Genomic DNA, 25848 nt, shown 5'->3' with positions numbered 1-25848 from the left:
CAATCCCACTCACTCTGTGCCCGCTTCCTCATGATATGCCCTTCTTTCCCCGTGCGGTCGGAGATCTAAGGCAGAGCCTCAAGGTGCCTCGGGCTTGTTCCGCGGATCCACGTCGTGGGCGGGAGACCTTCGGCTTTGTTAACGGTTGGCGACCAAGGGCGCAGGCTTGGGCATTATCCGTACTCTGATCTAAGTGCTTCATCGCGAAGGGACAGGTCCACCGATGAGTGAAAACCTGACGCTGGGAGACCGTCTCCGTATCGCTCGCAGGACACGGAAACTGTCTGCCGCTCAACTGGCGCAGAAGGTCGCCGTCTCCCCGAGCTACGTGCAGAAGTTGGAATCTGGTGCGCGTAAGGCTTCACCGTCGCTCGTGCTGGCGCTCGCGAAGGCGCTGCGTTTCGGCCCCGAGGTTCTGACCGGCCAGCCGTACTACGGTGAGCCGGAGGCGGAGGACGGCGTCCACGCTGTCATCCCTGAGCTGCGCCGACTCCTGCTCTGCTACGACACTCCCGACGACCTGGAGATCGCTCCCCGGGCACTTCCCGTGCTCGCCTCGGAGGTTGACCAGGTGGCGGCCCTGCGTCGTGATGCCCGGTACGCTCCGATGGGCCCCCTGCTACCGTCGATCATCGCCGAGCTGACGCACGTGGCCCTGGGCGGTGGCAACGGTGATCCGGGCAAGGCGTTCTGGCACCTGGCGCGCGCCTACCGTGCCGTGAACTCCCTGGCCCACAAGATGGGCCACCACGACCTGTCGAACACAGCCCTGGAACGAGTCCGTTGGGCGGCCGACCGCTCCGGCGACCCCCTGATGCAGTTGACGGCCGGCTACCTCGTCGCAGGGGCGATGCTCCGGCAGGGCGCGTACTCGTCGGCACGCCGCAAGCTCCTCGCGCTGCGGACCGAGCTGGAGCGATTCCAGCCGGAATACTCCTTCACGGAGGAGGCGCTCGCTGTCGACGGTGCGCTTCTGCTGAAGCTGGCCGTTCTCGAAGCTCGCGAGAACAACTCCGATCGTGCCGACGCGTACCTGCGGGAGGCGGAGCAGGTCGCGGGCATGGCAGGCAACCGCGACTCCCTGGCATACGAGATGTCGTTCGGCCCGACAAACATCCGCATCCATGAGGTGCACGCGATGATCGACATGGGCGACACCGAGCAGGCTCTCGCCCGTCTTACTGAATGGTCTCCGGTCTCCGGCGGCGAGTGGTCGCCGCCCAGTACGACCGTCGGCGAGCGGTCGAGTCACCACTTCATCGATGTGGCCTCCGCGAAGCTCGCCTTGGGCGATCGGGATGGCGCCTTCGTGGATCTCAAGCGCGCGCGGAAGGTCGCGCCAAACCACACGCGGTTCCACCCGTCGGTTCGCGAGACCACTGCGGCCCTGCTCAGGATGGATGCGCATCCCTGCAATGAGTTGTCAGCATTCGGCAGTTGGACGGGCATTAACACAACCTGAGGTCGTGTCAAGGACTTTGGCGAGCGGACCCCACGGACAGACTGTCCGCGCAGGGTAGCTTGCTGAATGGAATGGTCTCCTCACACGCAGTGGTGAGGAGGCCTTTTCCATGTCCGACGACAATCCCGCGGCTCGCGCAACTCCGCCGCGCTGGATGCCCATCGGCCAGGAGCCCGAGCTGTGCTCGGCGGGGGAGTGGTGGGATGCCGTACGCGCCGTGGAGGCCATGGGCCGCCGCGCGATCGAGATACTCAACGAGGGTGACGAACCGGTCGGCCCGGTGATTCTGGACCACGGGGGCCCGGAGCCCCGGCTGTACTTCCTGGTTCCCGTGGGTACCGCGGTCCGCTGGGAGGAGCCGGGGACCGTCGCTCTGGGACAGAAGTGCCATGTTGTCGTGCCGTCAGCCGAGAGCAGGACGCCTCCGGGGATGCACTGGCACGTCTTCCCCCAAGGCCCGCGATCGCTGACGCGGCCCGATGCTCTGCGCCGCGCGCTGAGCCAGGCCCGCCGGGAGCGTCAAGGGCCCGCAGAAGAAGCGGCCTCCTGATGGCTCTGAGTATCAACCGGCTCATGACCGGCATCGTCGGCATGATCGGCCAGATTCGCTTCTAGGGGCCAGCTTGGCTTCCGAGTCCCCTCTACCGGCTCGGCCGACGGTTCGCCCCAACCACTTCGCGGCCCTTGCCCTCCAACCTGCCTGAGGCGCCCATGACATTCACGTCCAGCTCGGAGCGCACGTCCCCTTACGTAGTCCGCACGCATCGGATGCACGGGCCCGATGCCGGTTGTCAGCGGCGTTTCGTCCGTGCCGAGGGGCTCTGATGGGTCTCGTCTATCACCCGGCCGGCCATGACGACGACCTTCGCGTGGCCTTGGTCGAGCTGCACGCGGGACGCTGGAGACCGGCGCGGGAGCTGCTGTGGAAGACGGGCACGCACTGGGCTCTGCGAACATCACGCACTCAGTTGCTGGCCGTGGCAGCCGCCCGATCGGACGTGGTCGACGTCTGGCTTGCCGAGGAGCCTGGCAGCTACGACGCGCAGGTGATGGGTGTTCGTGTCGCCGTCGAGAGGGCGCTCCGTGCTCACCGGCAACGACACCCTCGTACCGCTGAGTTCGAGATGAAAGCGCGAGGCGCTGCGCTGCTGGCGGTTCGTCGGGCGTTACGTGATCCAGTCCCGTGGGTGTGTCTCGTGGCGCTGGCGCAGATCGATACGCGCCAGTGGCGTCAGGAACACCGGGTGAGGCCTGATGAGCCCATGCTGCCCAGTGGCCCGTGGGGGTTGTTGTACGAGGTCAACCGGCGTGATCCGTACAACCGAGAGGCCTACCACCGAGTGCTGCAGTTCATGCTTGGCCTTGAGGGTCCGTGGGGTGCTTCCTTGGCCGCGGTCTTCGACTTCGGCCGATCCGTGGCCTCACAGCGGCCCGTCGGATCGCCGCTGCTGCTTCTGCCGGCTTACGCGCAGATCGAGCAGCGTCGGCGATCGCGCGCGGATCCGCTGTGGAGGCGGCAGTGGGCGCAGAAGTCGACGCTCGACTACACGCTGACCGCCTTTCACGACTGGTTCCACAAGGCGCCGGCCGTGCAGCTCTCGGTAGCCGACCTGAACCTCCTGGCCTACGCGTTGTGGGCAGGCCACCAGTACCTGGAGGCCGCCGAGGTGTTCGAGGCGATGGGCTGGTACGCCGCCCGCGAGCCGTGGGCGTCGGTACACGAAGGGGTCACAGGGCCGGACCCCGGCGAGGCGCTGCTCCTGCGAGCGCGCGCCGAGTCCCTCGCGTACGCCCGTACCCGTAGGCCGCGCGCTGGGCCGCATCCGTGATCGACATCTGCTCCGACCAGCCCGCATTGGCATGAACCTATTCAGAATCCCCGAGTTTTGGAGGCTGACCCGTGTCTCGCTTGAGCCCAATCCACCGTGCGACCTCTCGGAAGTCCGATGACGCATACCTGCGGGAGCTGGGCTACGAGCCCGTGCTGACCCGGCGCATGGGGCCCTTCGGAAACTTCGCGATCTCCTTCAGCGTCATCAGCGTCCTGTCTGGTTGCATGACGTTGTACGGCTTCGGTCTGAACACCGGCGGCCCGTCGGTGATGCTGTGGGGCTGGCTGGTCGTCGGAGCCATGGTGATGTTTATCGGCGCCGCACTCGCCGAGGTGACCTCCGCCTATCCGACCTCGGGGGCCCTGTACTACCAGGCAGAGCAGCTCGGTGGGCGGAAGTGGGGCTGGTACACGGGCTGGCTGAACCTGCTGGGTCTGCTCGGGGCGATCGCCGGCATCGACTACGGAGCCGCGCTGTTCACAGGCGCTCTGTTCAATCTGCAGTGGGGGCTCGAACCGACGCCGGGCAGGATCATGGTGATCTTCCTGTGCGTCCTCGTCCTGCACCTCACCCTGAACCTGTTCGGGGTCCGGCTGGTCAGCATCCTCAACAGCATCAGCGTTTGGTGGCACCTCGGCGGCGTCACGGCGATCGCCGGTGCACTCGCGATCGTGCCGTCCCATCACCGTTCCACCGACTTCGTGTTCGGCGAGTTCGTCAACAACACCGGCTGGTCCAGCCCTCTGTACGTGGCGGTTCTCGGTCTGCTGCTTGCCCAGTACACGTTCTGCGGTTACGACGCCTCCGCGCACCTGTCGGAGGAGACGACGGACGCCCAGCTGTCCGCGTCCCGGGGGATCATCCACGCGATCGGCTGGTCGTGGCTGGCCGGCTTCGTTCTGCTGACCGGGCTCACCTTTGCAATCCAGGACTACACGGGCACGGTGGGGACGGCGACGGGAGTGCCGCCGGCACAGATCTTCCTGGATGCTCTGGGGGTGGCGGGCGCGAAGGCGCTTCTCTTGGTGGTGATCGTCGCGCAGTTGTGCTGTGGCAACGCCGAGACCGCCGCGGCCAGCCGGATGGTGTTCGCGTTCTCGCGTGACGGGGCGCTGCCCGGCTCTCACCTGTGGCGGCAGGTTGACCGCCGCACGGGCACGCCACGCATGGCTGTGCTGCTGTCCGTCGTGTGCGCCGCTGTGCTGGCCCTGCCGAGCCTGTACAGCCCGGTCGCGTACGCGGCGATCACCAGCATCAACGTGGTCGGCATCACCCCTGCCTACGCGATCCCGATCTACCTGCGTATCAAGAACCGCCACCGGTTCCGGCCTGGACCGTGGAACCTCGGTACTTGGGGCGTGACCGTCGGCACGATCGCGGTCATCTGGGTGGTGTTCGTGACGGTGCTGTTCTGCCTACCGCAGACGCGCCCCGCTGGCGGCGGCCTGGTGTCCGTGGAGACCTTCAACTACGCGCCGGTCGCTCTGTTCGTCGTGCTGGCCCTGGCCTGGGGCTGGTGGCGGGCGAAGGGCAGCTCGTACGAAGTCCCGGCCCAGCACTTCGACCGATCGGCCACCGATTATGAGGACGAGGTTGTCTGATGACGAGCACTGTTACCGGCAACAGCACTGTCGCGCGCATGGCCGCCACGTCCGCACCCGAGCGGGGTGAGCGCTCCGACAACGCGTTTCCCCTGTCTGACCTGCGCAATCTCGTCAAGGCGGGGGCAATCGACACGGTACTACTCGCGGTCCCCGATCTGCAGGGAAGGCTGAAGGGGAAGCGCTACGACGCCAACCACTTCCTCAGGCGCGTCGCGCATCACGGCGCCGAGGCGTGCGCGTACATCCTGGCCACCGATGTCGACATGAGCCCGGCGGACGGCTTCGCGCTGACCTCGTGGGAGTTGGGCTACCAGGATCTGTACGTACAGCCTGCCCTTGGGACCCTGTGCGTTGTGCCGTGGCTGTCACGCACCGTCATCGTGCTCGGTGACGCCGCGCACCACGACGGAACCCCCATCGACGTCGCGCCCCGCCATATCCTCCACGAGCAACTGACCCGGCTGTCCAGGCATGGCCTCCAGCCCAAGACGGGAATCGAGACCGAGTTCACTGTCTACCAGGGCACGTACTCGGAAGCGGAACAAGCCAGGTATCAAGGCCTGCGCCCCGTGACGACAGAGAATCTGGACTACTCCCTAGATCACAATCCGGCCTGCGACCGGTTCTTCCGCCGGCTCCAGCGTGCGCTTGGTGGAGCCGGCATGCCCGTGGAAGCGATCAAGACCGAGGCCGGCCCGGGCCAGGTCGAGGTGACCTTCCCGTATGGACCCGCGCTCACGGCCTGCGACCGGCACTTGCTGTTCAAGCACGCGGTACGCACCCTGGGCGCGGGCGCCGGGCTGGCGCCCACCTTCATGGCAGCCCCGGAGACCGGGCGGGCCAACGGCCTGCACCTGCACGTCTCACTGTGGTCGAAGGGTCTCAGTCAACTCCACGCCCATGACAACGAATACGAGCTGTCCCAGATCGGTCGGAACGCCATCGCGGGGCTGCTCGCGGGGTTGCCGGAACTGAGCCCGTTCTATGCCCCGAACGTCAACTCCTACAAGCGGTTCACGCCCGGCTCGTTCGCGCCGACCATGCTCCACTGGGGCCACGACAACCGCACGTGCGCTGTCCGCGTCGTCGGCCACGGAGAGGGCCTCCGTCTGGAAGTCCGTGTACCGGGCGCGGATGCCAACCCGTATTTGGCCCTGTCCGCGGTACTGGCGGCGATCGACCACGGCATCGAGCAGCGGCTCGCCCTCGGCCCTGAAGCGGCGGGCAACGCCTACAGCGGGGGCGGGACCCCAGTGCCGCCCACCCTCACCGACGCCCTGGCCGCCTTCCGGAACAGCGTCCTGGCCCAGAAGGCCTTCGGCGCCCAGGTGGTCCAGCACTACGCCCATCTCGCGCAGATGGAAGTCGACCATGCCCAGCGCCACGTCACTGATGTCGAGCGCCAGCGATGGCTCTCGCGCGCCTGATGAACCCTCCCTCCAGAAAGGACCGGCGGAGCCTTACGGGATGGAACGGGGTAACATCCCCTGAGATGACTGAGTCGATCCTATAGTGGGGTGATTCCGGGCATAGTGCCCGGCGGCTTGGCTTAGTCCTATGTGATCACTTCCTCCTGCGGGATGCCGATCAGTAGGCTGTAGTGATGACTCGTCGGTGCTCGTGCCTCTGGTGCCTTGCCCCTGCTGTGGCGGAGCGGATGTATGCGCCAGGCGAGGTCGTGCTGTCGTTAAGTGAGTCAGGGGGTGTGCGGTGAACGGCGCGACTCTGCCGTCGCGTATCGGTCCGTACCTCGTCGAGCGGCAGCTCGGCGCGGGTGGGATGGGGGAGGTATACCTCGCGTACTCCGTCGCGGGTGAGCCGGTCGCTGTGAAGGTGATCCGGCCTGACCGTACGGATCCGCACACGCGCGCCCGGTTCGAACGCGAGGCGACGATCGCGCGCACGATCTCGGGTACGGGCCGTGTGGCCCGTTTCATTGAGGCGGACCCCTTCGCCGAGCAGCCCTGGCTGGCCATGGACTACGTCCCCGGCCGGCCGCTCTCCGATGTCGTGCAGGACCAAGGTCCGCTGTCCACGCCACTCGTGGCGAGCCTTGGCGCGCTGCTGGCCGAAGGGCTTGCTGCGGTGCACGCCGCGGGTCTGGTACACCGCGACCTGAAGGCGCAGAACGTCATCCTCGGCGACTTCGGCCCGGTAATCATCGACTTCGGCCTCGGCGCTTTCGTCGGGGCATCCAAGGGGTCACTCACACAGGCTGGCTCCGTCATCGGCACGGTGCGCTGCATGCCGCCCGAGCAGGCCTTGGGCCAGGTGGACGTGACACAGGCCGCTGACGTGTACGGCCTGGGCACCATACTTTTGTACACGGCGACTGGGCACTACCCGTACGACGGCGTCCGATGGGAGGCGGTAGCCGCGCAGGTGGTCAACCCCGAGATCGGCCCCGATCTGTCCGGGCTGCCTGATGAACTGGCCCCTGTTGTGACGGCCATGCTGGCGCACAAGGCGGACGACCGCCCCTCCTTGGAGGAGGTGACCCGGCAATGTGCCGATCTCATGCGTCTGCTGGGTACGAGTCCGGCTCGTGCACGGCGCGCTCTGATTCAGGAGACGACGGCGAAGGATCATCCCACGATGGTGCAGCCGCAGCCTGATGCGCCGATGCTGGACCGGCTCGACTCACTTGAGAGGCTGCTGCGCAAAGAGTCGGCGTCCCCGGTGGAGAACATCCCTGTCCCGTCACCCGGCGGTGAATCCGGTCCGGGAACTCCAGTCGAGAGCGATGTCGCGAGCTCACTCCCGCCCGTGCTCGTGCCCGCGCCGGAGCCCGGGCCCAGGAGCGAAAGCCCAGCTGAGCCCGTACCGCAAAGGGGCCGTCCTCCCGCTTCCCGGCGGGTCGCGGAGGACTTGCGCGAGCGTTACGCGGTGAGGCTGGCGCTCGCCTGGTCGAAGCGCTGAATCGCTCTTCCACCCATGCGTCGGCGAGGCCGGTCCGGGGCGGTACAAAGGATCAGGGTCACCGACCCCGTATTCGTCGGCACCCGCCTCACCGGTCGGCCGCCTCGGACCCCGCACGAGCACACTGCACATCACGAGCACACAGCCCACAGAGGAGCACCACGTGACCACGGCGATGCAGCCCGAGGTTCCTGAGGGGCGCGACGCGGATGCGGCGCAATCGGAGTTCCCGGCCGGTGCCAAGCCGGTCTTCGCCCCCGGCGCCCAGGTGCGCATCCGCCACGAGCAGTGGCTCGTGAAGTCGGTCGCGGAGTCCCGTGACGGGCTCATGGTCGAGGTCAGCGGGGTTTCCTCGTTCGTCCGTGGCACGGACGCGGTGTTCTACTCCGGGCTGGACCAGATCGACGTACTCGACCCGCGCAAGACCCGGCTCGTGCCCGACGACACCTCCAAGCACGCCAAGGCCCGCCTCTACCTGGAGGCGGTCATCCGCAAGACCGCGCTGCCGCAGACCGAGCACGGCATCGCACTCGCCGATGCCTTCCTCATGGACCGGCAGGAGTATCAGTTGCGCCCCGCCGAGCTGGCGCTGTCCATGCGCAACCCGCAGCCCCGGCTGCTGATCGCCGACGTGGTCGGTCTGGGCAAGACGTTGGAAATCGGCATCACGCTCTCGGAGCTGATCCGGCGGGGGCGCGGCGAGCGCATCCTCGTGGTCACGCCCGCCCACGTGCTGGAGCAGTTCCAGCGCGAGCTGTGGACCCGCTTCTCCCTGCCACTGGTGCGCCTGGACTCCACCGGCATCCAGCGCATTCAGCAGGAAATCCCGGCAGGCCGGAACCCGTTCGCCCACTTCAAGCGTGTCATCGTCTCCGTCGACACTCTCAGGTCGGCGACGTACGCCCACCACTTGAAGAACATCAACTGGGACGCGGTGGTCATCGACGAGTCGCACAACCTCGTGAACAAGGGCACCCGTAACAACCGTCTCGCCCTCCGCCTCGCTGAGCAGACCGACGCGCTGATCCTGGCCTCCGCCACTCCGCACAACGGCAACGCCGAATCCTTCGCCGAGCTGATCAAAATGCTCGATCCGGCGGCGATCGCCGACGCTAAGGACTACAAGGTCGCCGACCTCGACCACCTCTATATCAGGCGTACCAAGACTGACCGAGAGGTGCGTGACGGTCTCAAGGACAAGCCCTGGGCCGAACGCGGTCCTTCCCTGCCGGTGCCGGTTCCGGCGACACGGAAGGAGGTCGCCGTCCTGGAGAAGCTCGCGAGCGACTGGACCCCGGGGGACCCCGACCGTTCGTCGGTATGTGCCGATCCGCTGGTCGGCTACAACTTCCTGAAGGCGTTCCTCTCCTCCCACGTCGCCCTGCGCAATTCCCTGGCCAACCGACGCACCTACCTGGACAACCCGAAGAGCGTCACGGCGAAGGGCAAGGCCAAGACCGCGCCGGACACCCCCGAGCGGCGCGCCGCTCTCGTCGCCGAGAGCAAGGCACTCGCGGAGCTGGAGGCGCTGGTCGCGGACTTCACCGACCAGGACTCCGCCAAGCTCGACGCACTCGTCCGCACGCTGAAGGACGACCTCGACGTCGGCCCGCACTCCGAGCGCCGCGTAGTGGTCTTCTCCGAGCGGGTCCACACCCTGGACTGGCTGGCCCAGGAGATCCCGGCCCGGCTCGGCTTCACGATGAAGAAGCTGGCCAAGCCCGACAAGACGCGTCCCTGGAAGGCGTACGACGGCGCCGTCGAGGTCATGCACGGCGACACCACCAACGAGCAGCAACAGCGGGAGATCGTCGACCGCTTCGGCCGGCGCGAGGAGCCGGTACGGCTGCTGTTCACCGGTGACATCGCCTCCGAGGGCGTCAATCTGCACCACCAGTGCCACGACCTCATCCACTACGACCTGCCCTGGTCCCTCATCCGCATCGAGCAGCGCAACGGACGCATTGACCGCTACGGGCAGGCCATCAGTCCCGAGTTCCGCGCGCTCACCCTCACCGCCGACGTGCCCTGGCGGCGCGACGAGGAGAGCGGCGAGATGCTCACGCTCGACGACCGGCTCGTCGGCACCCGTCTGCTGCGCCGCGAGGCTCGGGCACACGAGATCGAGACCGGCGAGGGCAGCGCCGATGCCGTCACCGGTCTCTACAACGACAAGAAGGAAGAGGACCGCCTCACCTACGACCTCATCAAGGGCGGCACCGTCGAGCGTTCCATCAAGCAGTCCCAACAGGAGTCCGGCGGGGTCCTCGCGGGGCTCCTCGCCGGCGCCAACGCCCGGCTCGCCGATCCGACGGCCGCTCCGGCTACCCTCGGCACGGCCCCGGTGCCCGAGGCCGACGTACCCCACGTGTTCGCCGACACCAAGGCGTACTTCCACGCCGCGGTGGACCTCATCTACCCGCAGGCCGAACGCGAGGCCCTCGACTGGCGGCCCGAGACGGCGGGTGGCCGTATCGAGTTCACTCCGCCCGACGACCTGCAGTACCGCTTCCGGGAGCTGCCGAAGTCGTACCTGGAGCAGGAGAAGATCCTCACTACACCCAAGTACGACGGCACGCTGCGCATCACGTTCGACAAGCAGTACGCCGCCGACCGCCTGGAAGCCGCCCGCAACGCCAAACAGGGCAAGACCGACCAGCCCACCTCCCAGTGGCCCAACGTCTCCTACGTCTCCGACATCCACCCCGTGCTCGACTGGGTGACGGACAAGGTCCTCGCCAAGCTCAAGTACGACGAGGCGTTCGTCCTCGCCTACCGACCAGACGCCGACAAGGCCAAACGGATCGACGCCGACCTGCCCGCGGCCCTCACCGGCCCGGTTTACCTCCTCCAAGGCGTCTACTCCAACGCGGCGGGCAAGCCGACGGTCGTGGAGTGGATGGCCGTCACCGGCCTCGCCGAGGCCGCTCCTCGCGTATGGCGCATGGACTCGGTGTTCCTCGCCGCCTGCGGCGTGGGCCCCGACATGCCCGGCCGCGCTCAGCCGGTCGAGCCCGATCTCCTCCAGGCACTCGTCCCCGCGGCCGTGGACGCGGCCGAGACCCACCTGCGCGAGCGCCGCGCCGATTACGACAAGCAGGTCGACTCGTACCTGGCCCCGTACGAGAACCGGGTGCAGGTCTGGGAGCAGGGCGCCCTGATCGCCGTCGGCAACCAGCAGCAGCGCCGCAAGGAGGTGTACGACACCGCCGCCCGCCGCCGCGCCCTCGTACGCCGCCTGCGGACCGACGGCGACCCGATGCTGCGGGTCCTCTGCGTCCTCGAACCCCTCCACCCCACCAGCGTGTCCGCCGCGCACACCGAGGAGTCCGCACGATGAGCTACACCTATGACTCCTTCGCCAACCGCGGCGAATACCTCTCCGGCCACTACTTCAGCGAGGAGCTGGAGAACACTCTCAAGAAGAGCAAGGCGGGCGACGAGGGCCTGTTCACCTTGTGGACCAGCCGCGAGACCGACCCCCACGACCCGCAGCCCACCCCGCGTGAACTCCTGCCCCGGCTCCGCGGTGAGTACATGGCCGTCGTGCGCCCCTTCCTGGCCTCCCCTGGGCAGCAGGAAGAACTCGGCAGCGCCTACGGCGACCTGACAGGCGAGTGGGCCAAGCGCATCACCGCCTGGCACACCGCCGTCCTCAAAGCCCTCGGCTACGGTGAGTGGTCCGATCCGATCACCGTGCACAACGCGGGCAAGGAGTACGAACTCCAGGTCGCTTGGCACGGAGACGGCATCCTCGCCATCGACTGCGGCTGGACCGCCAAACTGGACGACGCCCTCGACCCCGAGAAGGCCGGGCAGCTCCTCCACCCCCTCAAGACCGCCGACGGCCTCCTCGAAGTCGGCGAGAAGCTGGCAGGCTGGCTCTTCCAGAGCGAACTGCACGAGCCCGGCGGCGACGCGCCCCGCTTCGTCCTGCTGCTGTGCGGCGGCGTGCTCGTCCTCGCCGACAGCAACGCCTGGGCCGAAGGCCGCTACCTCGCCGCCAACCTGGACGCGGCCCTCGCCCGCAACGACACGGCGAAGGCCGGCGAACTCGCCCTTCTGGCCGCCCTCTTCTCCCACGACATGCTCGCACCCCGCCCGGACGGCAAGGGGCGACGCATCGACGACCTGCTGAAGGCGTCCCGTGACAACGCCGTCGGCGTCAACTCCGAGCTGCGCAAGGGGCTCCAGCACTCGGTCGAGATCATCGCCAACGAGGTACTCGCCCGCCTGCGCAAGGCGGAGGTCGAACCGCGGGAGATCGAGGACCTCAAGAAGGGCCCGTTCGCCAAGCAGCTCACCCGCGAATCGCTGCGCTACCTCTACCGCATCCTCTTCCTCCTGTACGCGGAAGCCCGACCCGAGCTGGGAATTCTGCCCGCCGACGACTCCACGTACGAGGCCGGCTACTCGATCGCCCGGCTGCGCGAGCTGGTGGCGCGCGAGCGAAAGCTGGTCGACGAGGACAGCCGAGGGGGCTTCCATCTCTACGCCTCCCTCGACGTCCTCTTCAACAAGGTCAACTACGGCCACCGCCCGCACGGCACCGAAGCAGACGACGACAAGCCCGCCGACGAGCGCAGCGAGCAGCGCGGCCTGCGCTTCGAGCCTCTCCGTAGCGAGCTGTTCGACCCGAAGGCGATCACCCTCATCGGTAGTCGCGTCCTGGACCCTCGATGGGACGAGGACGGGGACGAGCCTCCGCGGTGGCTGGACCTGCGGCTGCGCAACGAGGCGTTGCACCAGGTGCTGCGCCTGCTCACCATGAAGGAGGCTGGCCAGAAGGGCCGACAGGGCGGCTTCATTTCCTACCGCAACCTCGGCATCAACCAGCTCGGCGCCGTCTACGAGGGCCTCATGTCCTACAGCGGCCGCATCGACGAGGAGGAGGAGCTGGCCGAGGTCGCCAAGCCCGGCGCGAAGAAGGGCGGCAAGCAGTACGGCGACCCAGAGAAGGGCTCGTGGCTCATCCCTGCGGACCGGTTGAAGCACTACCGGGAGAACACGCACGTCGTGTACTCCGCCCAGGACGCCGAGCAGTACGGCCTGCGCGGCCCGAAGAAATACGCCCCGGGCACGTTCGTCTACCGCCTGGCCGGCCGCGACCGCGAGACATCCGCCTCGTACTACACCCCTGAGTCCCTCACCAAGGTCACCGTCGAGCTGGCGCTCAAGCATCGCCTCGACCAGGAGAAGGACGAGGACGGCAACACGGTACGGACCCGCGCGAGCGAGCTTCTGCGCTACACGATCTGCGAACCGGCCCTCGGCTCCGGCGCGTTCCTCAACGAGGCGATCAACCAGGTCGCCGAGGAGTATCTCAAGCGACGCCAGGAGGAGCTGGGCGTCAGCCTGAATACATCGAAGGCGCTCGATGCCAAGCAGAAGGTGAAGGCGTACATCGCCCTCCACAATGCGTACGGGATCGACCTGAACGAGACGGGTGTGGAGCTTGCGGAGGTATCGCTTTGGCTCAACACCATGCACCCCGGCATGCGTGCGCCGTGGTTCGGCCTGCACCTGCGGCGTGGCAACTCCCTTATCGGCGCGCGGCGTTGGGTGTATCAAGCCGACCGCATCAAGAAGGAGCGGACCATCGGCGCGCAGACGCCGACCAAGCTGCCGTTCCGGGCGACCGACGACGGCGCGGAGCAGCCGTTGCCGGAGGGGGCCGTGCACCAGTTCCTCCTGCCCACGCCCGGCTGGGGTGCGGTCGCGGGCGCGAACGGCGACGCGAAGAAGCTGGTCGATGACCTCGCCGGGCCGCAGGTGAAGCAGCTGAAGGCGTGGAAGAAGGGCGTTCAGACCAAGCCCAAGGCGACCGGCGGAAAGGGCAGCCAGCTCGCGCGGCTGCAGGCTGCGGCACGTCGGGTCGAGTTTCTGTGGAAGCTGGCCGCCAAGCGCATGGAACTGAGCGAGCGAGAGATCGCCCGCACCATCGCCGTGTGGGGGGCCGATCGCGAGGAGGACACTGAGGAGTACGCCTTCCTCCGCCGCGACAAGCAGAACCCGGACCAGGGCCTGCCAATGACCAAGGAACAGGTCTTCAATGACCTCTTCGAGGCGGAGGGCTCCCCGTACTGGCGACTCAAGCAGGTCATGGACGCGTGGTGCGCGCTGTGGTTCTGGCCGCTGGACAAGGTGGGGCTGCTGGACGGTACGGATGCGGAGTACGCGACGGCTCCGGTGGTGACCGCGCAGGCGGGTGCCGACCTGGACGCGCTGTTGTCGTCGGTGGCCGGGCGGGCTGTCGAGGTCGAAACGCCTGCGCCCGATCCCACGCCTTCGCCTCAACTCGTCGAGAACCGACTGCTGTTCGCCATGGACGGTGACCAGATGTCCCTGGGCGAGGCCGGGGACGACGGCGAGCTCGTGGAGAAGAAGCGGGTCAAGAAGAATCGCACCTCCTCCCCGTCCAAGAAGGCAGGTGGGCCGGTACGCCGCCGCGACATCATCCCGCTTGCGGACATGGACGACTGGATCGCCTTCCTGGAATCCATGGTGGGCACGGGATCGGTCCCGGAGAACACCCTTGCCACGACCGTCGACTCCCTCCAGCAGCTGAAGGCTCTCGAAGGCCTGATCCAGGCCGAGATGGGCATGGACGACGCCCGCAAGGCGGTCGAGACCCGTTACCCGTGGATGCGGGTCGTGCGCGATATTGCCGAGGAGCAGGGCTTCCTGCACTGGGAGCTGGACTTCGCCGGTGTCTTCACCGGTGAGGCGGGCTGCTTCGACCTACAGGTGGGTAACCCGCCGTGGGTACGGCCGGAGTGGAAGGAGAACCCGGTCCTCGCGGAGTACGAGCCGTGGTTCATGCTTACGGAGAAGCCGAAGGCGGAAGACAAAAAGGAACGCCGGGAGATTGAACTCGCGCGCGAGGAGGTGCAGCAGTACCTGCTGGGCGAGGTGACGAATACGGTGACGATGGCGAGCTACCTCTCGGCCTCGCCTGTCTACCCGCTGATCTCGGGAAGCCAGCCTGATCTGTACCGGGCGTTCATGTGCGAGGTGTGGGACCACGCCGGGCGCGGCGGGACGGCCGGGATGGTGCACCCCGACACCCACTTCGCGGGGGACAAGGAAGCCACGCTGCGGGCCGCGGCGTACCGGCGGTTGCGCGTGCACGGTGATTTTGTCAATGCGGGCAACCGCTTCTTCCCGCCGCCGGTGGGGCGATCCAGCCACTTCGGCGTGCACATCTATGGGGCCGAAGGGGAGATCTCTTTCGACTCGTTGTCGTGGCTCTTCACTGTCGACGCGCTTCGCTTGTCCGCCTCCGCCGAGAACTCAGGCGCCGATCCCGGCGTCAAGTACGACGGCGACTGGGACGAACGCCCCCACCCGAAGCGCGTCGTCCGCGTGACTCCCGACACCCTCAAGCGGTGGCGTCGGCTGGCAGGTGATGAAGGACCTCTGGAGCACACGCGTCTGGTCACGCCGGTAAGTACGGCGGAGGATCCGGCGATCGACGCACTGGGCACCTACGCCTTGCGTCTCGGCTCGCTGCATCCGGATATCTCCCCTGGATACCACGAAAGTGCATCCAAGAAGGTGCAGTTCGGCCCGGACAAGGATCAGCGGCTCATCGACTACAACACCGGGATCGACGGCCAGGAGGACTACCACGCACAGGCCTGGAGTGACGTCATCCTCAAAGGGCCGCAGATCGGCGTTGCCAACCCGATGTTCAAGCAGCCCAGCCAGGGCGGTGGCGAGGTACGCGGCCTCGACCCGAGGGCGCTCGCGGACGACGCTGTACCGGAGTCGGAGTACCGGTGCGTGGCTCCGCGTGATGTGTACTTGAGCGAGCAGGACAGGTGGCCCGACTGGGAGAGGTACGAGGCGCTGCTCGCGTCGCAGGCGGAGCGGGCGCAGGCCCGGACTCGGATCGCGGAGAAGCGCAAGGTGCAGCCGGAAGAGGTCGAGGACGAGCAGGTCGAGAAGTTCCTGATCGCCAAGGCGAGTTATCCGTACAGCGAGGACTATCGGGTTGCGTGGCGTGAGATGGTTGCGCCTGACACCGAGCGCGCGCTCTATGGAGCATTGATTCCACCTGGGACAACGCACATCCACGCAGTGCGTTCCGCACGACTTGCGGGCCCGCGCCTCACGGCTCTTGCCGCGGGTTACCTGGCCGCACTGCCGGTCGACTACCTGCTTCGGACCGCAGGCGTCGGGCACCTCGACGTGGCCCAGGCCAAGCGACTTCCGGCCCCTCAGGACGACCACCCCCTGGCCCCCGCCCTCCTCCTCCGCACCCTCCGCCTCAATACCCTGACCACCGCCTACGCTGCCCTCTGGGCAGAGCTCTACGACCCCAAGTGGCCCGGCTACGAGGCCTGGGCGATCAAGTGGCCCAATCTCAAGACCGAGCTGCACGACGTCACCCCCACCTGGCAGCGCGACACCCCACTCCGTACGGAGTACGCCCGCCGTGCCGCCCTCGTCGAGATCGACGCGCTCGTCGCCGTCTGGCTCGGTATCGACGCGGACACGCTCGTCGCCATGTACCGGGCCCGTTTCCCGATCATGCAGGACTTCGACCGGGTGACCTGGTTCGACGCCAACGAGCGGAAGATCGCCGGGGACCGGTACACCTACGGCTTCGACCAGACCAAGGACCACTGGACCCAGTTCGAGGCCTATCAGGAGGCCTGCCAGAAAGACCCGGAGACCGCCCCCGTCCCCGACGGCTATACCGCCCCCTTCTACAAGGCCGGCCGCGTGCGCGAAATGCGTGAAGCCCACGCCTACTTCCAGAAGCGCCTCGACGAGGCCGTAGTGAAGGGTCTGTGGGACCCGGAGAAGATGGAGGTCCCGACCTCGTGAGGCCGACCCTCGAAGCACAGGGACTCAAGGAGAGCCTGCTCCAGTACCTGTCCACGACGTACGGCCTTGCGGACGAGGGCGCCCGCAAGGCGCTGCACTCCTTCCTCGGGAACGAGACGACGGGCATGTTCCGCGGACCGTACCTGCGGCTGCGCACGCCTTTCACCCCGGCCGCCGACGGCTGGCAGCAGCACCTTGAATGGGTGCGTACCGACGACTGGACGCCGTACGCCCACCAGGCCCGCGCCTTCGCCCGGCTCACCTCGAAGGATGGCCACCCACCTCAGCCCACCCTCGTCACCACGGGCACGGGGTCCGGCAAGACGGAATCGTTCCTTTACCCCGTACTCGATCACTGCGCCCGCGAGCGCGCGGCCGGGAACAACGGGGTCAAGGCGGTCTTCCTCTACCCGATGAACGCCCTGGCCACCGACCAGGCGGCCCGCATCAACGGACTGCTCGCCGATTACGACGAGCTGAGCGGTGTACGGGCCGGTCTGTACATCGGGGACAAGGCGGCGACGCACTACGACCGGGTCTACACGCGCCGCCAGGACATGCAGCTGACTTCGCCGGACATCTTGATCACCAACTACAAGATGCTCGACCTGCTCCTGCAGCGGGCCGCCGACGCACCGCTGTGGGACGGCAGCGACATCCGGTACGTGGTCGTTGACGAGTTCCACACGTACGACGGCGCGCAGGGCACGGATGTCGCCATGCTGCTGCGTCGCCTCGCCATCGCCGTCGGTGCTGACCGGCCCGGCAAACCGCTCGGCACGATCACTCCCGTCGCCACTTCCGCGACCCTCGCCTCCGGCACGGACGCCGAGGGAGTGCGCCAACTTCTCTCCGTGGCCACCAATGTCTTCGGTGCCGAGTTCACCGAGGACTCTATCGTCGGCGAGGACCGGCTGACGGTCGACGAGTTCATGCTCGACGAGTCGATCCCGGACGCGACGTTCCTTCCCGGCCAGGCCACGCCCCCCGAGACGCTGACCGCTTTGCCGGACCCGGCCTCCGGTCCCGAAGCGCTCGCGGACCTCGCCGAGGCCGTCACCGGAAGCCGTACCACCGATCCGGTCGCCCTCGGTGCCGTGCTCAAGCGCAACCGTCTGACGTATGCGGTCCTGAACGCCTTCGACGGCACCGTGCGCACCTACGACGAGGTGCTCGACGTGATGCGCCGCAGCGGGGCGAAGAGCTGGGACGAGGCGATCACGACGCGGCCACAGATCGCCGCTCTGGCACTCGCCCGCTTCGTCGCCCTGCTGTCCGTGGCGCGCGACCCGGAGGCGCCGGCCGCGATCAGTCGCCCCCTCGTCCAGGTCGAGGTGCACCAGTGGGCGCGGTCCGTCACGCGCATGCTGCGTGGTGTGCTGCCCTGGCCGAAGGCCGAGTTCGCCTGGGACACGGCCGGGGCGCAGAGCCGGCTGCATACGACGCCGAACACGACCACCTCCCGCGACGCCAAGGTCTTTCTGCCCGCGGTGTACTGCCGCGAGTGCGGGCGCTCCGGCTGGTCGGTCCTCGCCCCCGAGTCGGACTCGGAGGAGCTGAACTTCGAGGCCCACAAGATCCGCCGGGCCACTGTCACCGCCAACAAGGCCAAGGTGCGGACTCTGGTGGCGGCCACTGACAACGAGGCGCGCGAGGGCAACGGCCGTACCGCGATGGACCCGGCCGCGCAGAAGTCGCTGACCACCGGTGGCGCGGGCGTGCTGATGGTGCTCGACGGTCTCTCCCGTCACCTGCGCCTGCCCGACCCCCAGGGTGACTACGACGACGAGGGCAACCCGCAGCCTTCCGGCCCCGATTCGGTTTTCGTCCTCGTCCAGCTCGGCGACACCGCGGAACGCGCCGCCAGGGACGACTGGTGCCCGGCCTGCGGTACCCACAACGCGATCCGCTTCCTCGGTACGGGCGCCGCCGCGCTCGCCGCCGCGTCCGTCACTCAGCTGTTCACCGGCGGGGAGATGGACAAGAAGCAGCGTGAGACGAAGACGCTGATGTTCAACGGCTCGGTGCAGGACGCCGCGCACCGGGCCGGTTTCGTCGCCTCCCGCTCGTACACCTTCTCTCTGAGGGCCCTGTTCACCAAGCACCTGAGCGAGCAGCGGCCCAGCGCCCTCAATGACCTCGTCGCCGACGTCGTCGCGGCCACGACCGACCGTGAGACCCTCGCCGCAGTCGTACCGCCGGATCTGCACGACGACACGGGTGTGGCGCGTCTGCTGTCGGGCGCGGGGCGGGGTGGGGACAGGAAGACCTGGGACCTGATCGGCGAACGGTTCGCGTTCGAGGCCGTCATGGAGTTCGGTCACCGCTCCCGCAACGGCCGTACCGTCGAACTGACCCGAACCGCGGCCGCCTGGGTGGACATCCCCGACGAGCGGGAGGCCGTGGCGCTCGTACGTGCCGCCCATGAGGAGGCCGCTCACCGCGGACTGACGCTCACCGAGCACGACGACGCCCGTTATCTGGCGTTCCTGCGCGGCCTGTTGGACCGGCTTCGTTCGCGAGGGGCGGTCGGGCACCGATGGCTGGAGAAGTTCCTCGACGAGGCGGGCACCAGCCGCTACTTCATCTGGGGCGGCCGCCCGCGCGGCATGAAGGCCTTCCCCAAGGGGGTCTCCGCACCGACCTTCCTACTCGCGCGGCCCAAGCAGGGCAGCGAGTTCGACTTCGCCGCCGGGCGCCTGTCCTGGTACCAGATCTGGGCGCAGCGCTGCCTCGACGTGACCCGCGAGCAGGCCGATGAGTTCTGGGTGCGGCTGCTGCCTCGGCTCACAGACGCCGGGCTGCTCTCAGCGCGCACCCCGCGCGACACGGCCGCCCGACTCTACGGTCTTCAACCGGGTGCCGTCCGCCTGCAGCTGGTTCCCGACGCTCAGGTCAACGAGTCGTATGTGCGCTGTCCGAAGTGCTTCTGGGAGCAGACCGTCCACCCCTCGCTGCTGGCGCAATATCACGGGCAGCCGTGCCAGGCTTACCGTTGCACGTCCGGACGGCTGGTCGCAGGTGACCGGTGGCTGGAGACCGTCGATCGGCACGACCGGGACCGCGACTACCGCGACGACTACTACCGCAGCCTGTACCGGCGAGCCGGCACTTATCAGGTCATCACCGCCGAGCACACCGGTCTGCTCTCCCGCGGCAAGCGGGAACGCGTCGAGGATGCCTTTCGCAACGGCAAGGGGTTCAACGATCCCAACGTGCTGTCCTGCACGCCTACCCTGGAGATGGGCATCGACATCGGCGACCTGTCCGCCGTCGTCCTCGGTGCCCTGCCGCGCCGGCCGGCCAACTACGCCCAGCAGGCGGGCCGGGCCGGGCGTCGGACGGGGAATGCCTTCCTGCTGACCATCCCCGATCGCTCCCGTCGTGACCTGTACTTCCTCGACCGGCCACGCGACATGATCGACGGGCGGATCGTGCCGCCGGGCTCGTATCTGTCGGCCATCGAGATCCTGCGCCGCCAGTACACCGCCCACCTCCTCGACCTCGCGGCGCGCGGTCGGCTGCTGCGCGAGGACGGCAAGCCGCTGGCTGCACTGTCCCGCCGGGTCGACGAACTCTTCGGCCCCTCCGGCTACCTCGCCGACTTCACCGAGGCTGCCCTGGCCCATGGCGAGGAGCTCGTCGCGGGTTTCCTCGCGCTCTTCCCGACCGGGGTGAGCGACACCGCCCAGGAGGAGCTGAAGAAGTACGCGGCACGCGGCATCCGCAGCGCGATCGAGAGGGCCGAACGGGAGTGGGAGCGCGAGAACCAGAAGCTGCGGACCCGTATCCGTACGATCCGCTCTGCGATCGACGAACTCAAGGAAGGCGACGACGAACAGGCGCGTACGAAGGCGGAGCTGGAGGCCGAGCTGGGCGCCATCTCCAAGCAGGGCGCCGCGCGTCAGCGCCAACCCGCCCAGACCGTGCTGTGCGACCTCGGCCTGCTGCCCAACTACGCCCTCATCGACGCCACGACCACTCTCGACGCCACCGTCTTCTGGCCGGAGGGCACCATGGACGAGGGACGCGTCCGCTACAAATCGAAGTCGTTCTCCTATGGGCGGCCTCGCGGCTTCGCCCTGTCCGAACTCGCCCCCGGCAACACCTTCTACGCCGAGGGCTACAAGCACCGGATCACCGGCATCGACATCGTCACCGGCCGGGACCGGGACTGGCGCCACTGGCGCTTCTGCCCTTCGTGCGGCTACGTCCGCACCGAGAACGCCCAGAACGACATCACGCCCTGCCCGCGCTGCGGGGAGGCGGGCATCGCCGACTCCGGCAGCCTGTGGCAGATCGTCCAGCCCAGTGTCGTTACGGCTCGCGACAAACGCGAGGACGCCAGAATCGGCGACGAAAGCGACGACCGCGATCGCCGCTTCTACACCGTCGTCGACATGGTCGACATCAACCCCGATCACTTCGCCAAGGGCAAGTCCTGGCGGCACACCAAAGAGATCTTCGGCGTCGACTACACCCGCCGGGCCGTCATCCGCCATATCAACGCCGGACCGCTCAGCATCGGTGCCCAGGAGAATGACCAGCTCGCCGGGCGGCCTGTGCGCATAGCCCCCTTCCATGTGTGCACCGCCTGCGGGGCCGCGAGCGCTGACGGCCGACCGGTCTTCGACGACGACCGCGACGCCGTCGACAACTCCGCCAACCGCCAGCGCGAACTCAAGCACCACACCCCCTGGTGCCCGCTGCGGCGAGGCAAGAAGGGCGTATCCCAGGAACCCGTCCTGCTCGCCCACGAGCTGGAGACCGAAGCGCTGCGCATCCTGCTGCCCGCCGCGACCGTCCTCGTCGAGGAGAAGGTCCACTCCTTCCAGGCGGCCCTGCGCCTGGGCGTGGACGACGCCTTCGGCGGCGACCCGCAGCACCTCGACACCACCCTCGCTACCATGCCGGACCGCGACACCGCGGAGAAGCGGCACTTCTTGGTCCTGTACGACCGGCTCCCGCACGGCACCGGCTACCTCGACCGGCTCACCGACCCCGCGGCCTTCCGGCAGGTGCTCGACGGCGCGCGCCGGCTGCTCGTGGAGTGCCCCTGCAACGGAGAGGGCGGGCAGGCCTGCGACCGCTGTCTGTACCGTTACGCCGACGAACAGAACATGGAGCGTGTCTCCCGCCAGGCGGCCCTGGAGATCCTCGACGAACTCCTGGGCACCGACACCGACGCCTGGGACACGAAGTCTGTCGGTAACACCGACCAGATCGGTCTCGACGGACAGGTCGAATCCGACCTGGAGGCACGCTTCCTCAAGGCCCTGCGTGGGTGGGCCGGACAGCGGGGTGACGCCGTCCTGGAAGAGAGCGGAGACAACAGCGCCTACCTGCGTCTCGACGAGGTCGGCACCGTGCACGGCTGGCGTCTGACCACCCAGCGCAACGAGGTTTTCACCCGTACGGACTTCACCTTCGAACGCATCGACGGCCCCAAACAGAAGATCACCGTCTACCTCGACGGACACCGCTACCACGCCACTCGCCGTCACAACCGGCTCGCCGGCGACGCGGACAAGCGCAACCGGCTCCGGGCCGAGGGACGCGTAGTCTTCCAACTGACCTGGGACGACCTGGACGCCTTCGAGCGGCAGACGAACACGGCGGAGTCCGCCGCGGGGCGGGAGGCGGCCGAGCCGGTGTGGCCGCCCTACCCGCGCAGTGCCCAGGACGTGGCCAAGCAGCTCTACGCCGATCGTGGCGGCGACGACCTCGCCGCCACCGCCTTCACCGACTCGATGACCATGCTCCTCGCGTATCTGCGCAGTCCGGACGACGCGGTCTGGGGTAGGCGGGCATCGGCTGTGGTTGGCGGACTTCTCGGGACCGACAAGGAGATCCTCGTCGGCAACGGCACCCCCGACCAGATCCGCCAGACGCTCAACCGCCTCCTCGACGCCTGGGGCCACACCGACGGCATCGACCCGGCCCCCGTCCAGGGCACGGGCACGCTCAATCTGTTCCGGACCTGCGACCAGTCCGGTCTCCCCGTCGCCTTCCTTGTCGATGGAGCCACCGGCCACTGGTCCGCCCTGGCCTGCCTCGACGACACTGCACGCGACCAGCTCGGCACGCCCGAACACAAGGCACGCTGGCGCTCCTGGCTCCAGTGGTCCAACGTTCTGCAGTTCCTCGCCCACGACGGTGGCGACGGCATTCAGCTGACCACCGCCACCGCAGCGGGGTTCGACATCTCGGTTCTCAAGGCCTTCGGCGGCCTCGGCGAACTTGAGTCCCTCGTCGTGCGGTACGGCACTGGCACACCCGCACCGCAGCCCACGCCCTTGGAGGTGTCCAACCACACTCCTCTCGAAGCGGCGCTGCGGGACCTGCTGTGGGACCGGGAGATCCTCGAATTCCTCGACGAGGACGAACCCGACACCCCCCTCACCCGCCTCGCGCACGCCTTGGCCAACGGTGGGAAGAAAGCCCCCGCTTACGGCTACGAGCTCGGCGAACGCGGCTGGCTCGCCGACTTCGCGTGGGACCACGGCGACCAGCGGATCGCCGTCATGGCCGAGCCGTACGACAAGGCGGACGAGGAGAGCGACAAGACTTGGCGCGCCTACCGGGACGCCGGATTCACCGTTCGCTCGGCCGACGACTGGCTCGCCGATCTCGACGCTCTCCTGACCGTGCTCCCCGACGCGATCGCCCGTCCCGACTCCGAAGAACAGAGTGCCGCACGATGACCGCACGCCTCAGCCTGTACCAGAAGGCCGAAAACGAGCTCTACAAGATGGACTCGTCGGTCAAGACGAAGTTCTATGACTTCTGTCACCAGTTCCGCCTTGACCCCAATCACCCCAGCCTCGACCTCAGGCCCCTCAAGGGCGACGGCCGGATCTCCCGCGCCAAGATCGACCGTTCGTACCGGGCACTTCTCGCCCGGGCGGGTGTCGGTGCCGATGGCATCCAGCAGTGGCTGATCGTTGCCGTCCGCCACCGCAAGGACGTCTACGAAGAACTCACCGTCGCCATCAACCGGATCACCGGCGAGATCGAGTTCGTCGACCTCGGCGTCGTCGGCCAGAGCGTCCTCCAGCGCGCGGGACTCCAGCTCACTCCGGCCCCGGATGAGCACACCGCACCGGCCGAACCCACGCCCGCACCCAACGTGGCGCGGCAACCGGCTGTCCCCGCCGAACCGCTCCTCGCCGGCTGCACCCCCGAGGACCTGCGTCGGCTCGGTATCGCCGAAGCCCTCATCGACCTCGCCCTCACCGTCACGACCGACGAGGAGCTCGACCAGCTCATCGCCGGCGCCCCGCGCCTGACCGCCGAGGTCCTCACCGGCCTCGGCTCCGGCATGTCCGCCGACGAGGTCGAACGCGAAATCACCCAGCCTGCCTCCACCGAGCTCGAACCGGGCTTCGAGAACGATATGGCGGCGGCCCTCACCCGTACCGCGGTCACCACGGTCGACGACGACATCCGCAACGTCCTGGCTGAGGGCGACTTCCGCGCCTGGAAGGTCTACCTCCACCCCACCCAGCGCAAGATCGTCGAACGGAACTACAGCGGCCCCGCCCGTGTCAGCGGCGGCCCCGGCACCGGCAAGACCATCGTCGCCCTGCACCGCGTCGCCCGCCTCGCCGCCGCCCTGCCGCCCGGCCACGGCAAGCCGATCCTGCTGACCACGTACACCAAGAACCTCACCGCCGACCTGCGCTCCCGGCTCACCTCGCTCATGGACCCGACACTGCTCGGCCGTATCGACATCAAGCACATCGACCAGCTCGCCCAGAGCGTCCTCAACGAGAACACCTCGCCCGGCTCGCAACGCAGCCTGATCACCGACGACCGGGCCCTGGACGTACTGCGCGAAGTCCTCTTCGAACACGACGAGCAGCGCTGGGACGCCGAGTTCCTCTTCGACGAATGGGAACAGATCATCCTCGGCCAGTCCCTCGCCACCCGCCAGGACTACTTCAAGGCCCGCCGCGCCGGCATGGGCCGAGCCCTCAACCGCCCCGAACGCGCCGCCATTTGGAAGCTGCTCGACCAGTTCACCCTGCGCCTCAACGGCCTGGGCCGGGAGACCTGGGCCCAGGCCGCCGAACGCGCGGCCCGCTACGAGATGGAGCGCGCTCGTAAGATCCAGATCCGCGCCGAGCGCAAGGAGGACATCGGCGGCGGCGACCTGGTCCACCTCGACGACAACAGCTCCGCGATGCGCTACGTGCGTCATCGCTATCAGCACATCGTCGTTGACGAGGCCCAGGACCTCAGCCCCGCCCACTGGAAGATGCTGCGCGCCATGGTCGCGCCCGGCGCGGGCGACCTGTTCATCGCCAGTGACACCCACCAGCGGATCTACGACCGGCAGGTCACCCTTTCTACCGTCGGCATCAACATCCGCGGACGCTCGGCGAAGCTGACGCTCAGCTACCGCACCACCCAGGAGATCCTCGACCAGGCCGCCAAGGTCGTCCGTGGGGCCACCTATGACGACCTCGACGACGGCACCGACACCCTCGAGGGCTACCACTCCCTGCTGCGTGGCCCGGTCCCCGAGTACGTTGCCTGCGCCGACTGGACCGATGAAATCACCCAGCTCGCCGAGGCCCTTGAGCAGTGGCGCGCGGACATCACCCAGCCCGCCGAGGACGGCACCGTACGCGACCCGAGCGGCACCATGGCCGTCTGCGTCGCCGACGGCGAGATGGCCGGCCGCGTCGCCGCAGACCTGGAGATGAAGCACGGCATCACCACGGCGACCCTCACCAAGGACGGCCCACAGGGCGGCGGCGAGGTTCACATCGGCACGATGCACCGCTTCAAGGGGCTCGAATACCAGAAGCTCGCGGTCGTCGGCGCGAGCGATGGCATCCTCCCGCGCGCCACCCTCATCGAGAAGTACGCGACGACAGACCCCAACCGCTACGAACGCGAACTCAAGAAGAGCCGCAATCAGCTCTTCGTCGCCACCACGCGAGCCCGCGACGCGTTGCGCATCTCTTGGCACGGCAAACCTAGCCCGTTCCTACCCTCGTAGGCCGGGACCGGCTCAGTGCCGCTGCGATGCAGGGTGAGGACGGCTTGGATGAGGTTCGATCGTCAGGTCCCCCTGCCCCTTCCTTCCAGCCCTGCCGCAGTAAATCCGGCATCTACTGCGGTAGGGTCGACGGCTGTTCTCCGCAGGGGGCACGCGGCGAGACCTGGCCGTCCTGCTCTGTGCGCC

The 25848-nt window shown here is 67.9% G+C and carries 10 protein-coding genes; all 10 read left to right on the top strand.

The genetic code is table 11. From position 1 onward, the window contains the following. Positions 1-223 precede the first annotated feature (223 nt). The 10 genes from J2Z30_RS03005 (at position 224) to J2Z30_RS02960 (ending at position 25662) form a co-directional block, all read left to right on the top strand. On the top strand, positions 224-1462 hold the full coding sequence (locus J2Z30_RS03005; protein WP_044576264.1) for a helix-turn-helix domain-containing protein: 1239 nt from the start codon (positions 224-226) through the stop codon (positions 1460-1462). A 109-nt stretch (positions 1463-1571) separates the two neighbouring features. Continuing rightward, on the top strand, positions 1572-2012 hold the full coding sequence (locus J2Z30_RS03000; protein ID WP_044576267.1) for a hypothetical protein: 441 nt from the start codon (positions 1572-1574) through the stop codon (positions 2010-2012). Between the two features lie 274 nt (positions 2013-2286). Further along, positions 2287-3291: a hypothetical protein gene (locus J2Z30_RS02995; RefSeq protein ID WP_044576269.1), complete on the top strand. Its 1005-nt coding sequence runs from the start codon at positions 2287-2289 to the stop codon at positions 3289-3291. A gap of 71 nt (positions 3292-3362) precedes the next feature. Next, entirely contained in the window at positions 3363-4895 is a 1533-nt protein-coding gene (locus J2Z30_RS02990) for an amino acid permease (RefSeq protein WP_044576271.1), read from the top strand. 38 nt (positions 4896-4933) lie between these two features. Further along, entirely contained in the window at positions 4934-6325 is a 1392-nt protein-coding gene (locus tag J2Z30_RS02985; RefSeq protein WP_044582020.1) for a glutamine synthetase family protein, read from the top strand. 283 nt (positions 6326-6608) lie between these two features. Beyond that, positions 6609-7817, top strand: coding sequence for a serine/threonine-protein kinase (locus J2Z30_RS02980; RefSeq protein WP_044576274.1), 1209 nt, complete (start codon positions 6609-6611; stop codon positions 7815-7817). Between the two features lie 163 nt (positions 7818-7980). Further along, entirely contained in the window at positions 7981-11157 is a 3177-nt protein-coding gene (locus J2Z30_RS02975; protein WP_044576277.1) for a DEAD/DEAH box helicase, read from the top strand. Further along, the gene (locus J2Z30_RS02970; protein WP_044576280.1) at positions 11154-16652 is read left to right on the top strand and encodes a DNA methyltransferase family protein; all 5499 of its coding nucleotides are present in this window, start codon (positions 11154-11156) and stop codon (positions 16650-16652) included. The genes J2Z30_RS02975 and J2Z30_RS02970 overlap by 4 nt, the downstream gene beginning before the upstream one ends. Beyond that, complete coding sequence (locus J2Z30_RS02965) at positions 16649-23356, top strand: DEAD/DEAH box helicase (RefSeq protein WP_044576284.1); 6708 nt, start codon at positions 16649-16651, stop codon at positions 23354-23356. The genes J2Z30_RS02970 and J2Z30_RS02965 overlap by 4 nt, the downstream gene beginning before the upstream one ends. Further along, the gene (locus J2Z30_RS02960; protein WP_044576287.1) at positions 23353-25662 is read left to right on the top strand and encodes a UvrD-helicase domain-containing protein; all 2310 of its coding nucleotides are present in this window, start codon (positions 23353-23355) and stop codon (positions 25660-25662) included. Before J2Z30_RS02965 ends, J2Z30_RS02960 begins: the two co-directional genes overlap by 4 nt. The last annotated feature ends 186 nt before the right edge of the window (positions 25663-25848 follow it).

Source organism: Streptomyces iranensis (assembly GCF_017874715.1).
In the GTDB taxonomy this organism is placed as follows: domain Bacteria; phylum Actinomycetota; class Actinomycetes; order Streptomycetales; family Streptomycetaceae; genus Streptomyces; species Streptomyces iranensis.
Note: the sequence above shows the minus strand (reverse complement) of the source record. Positions and strands in the feature narration are given on the sequence as shown.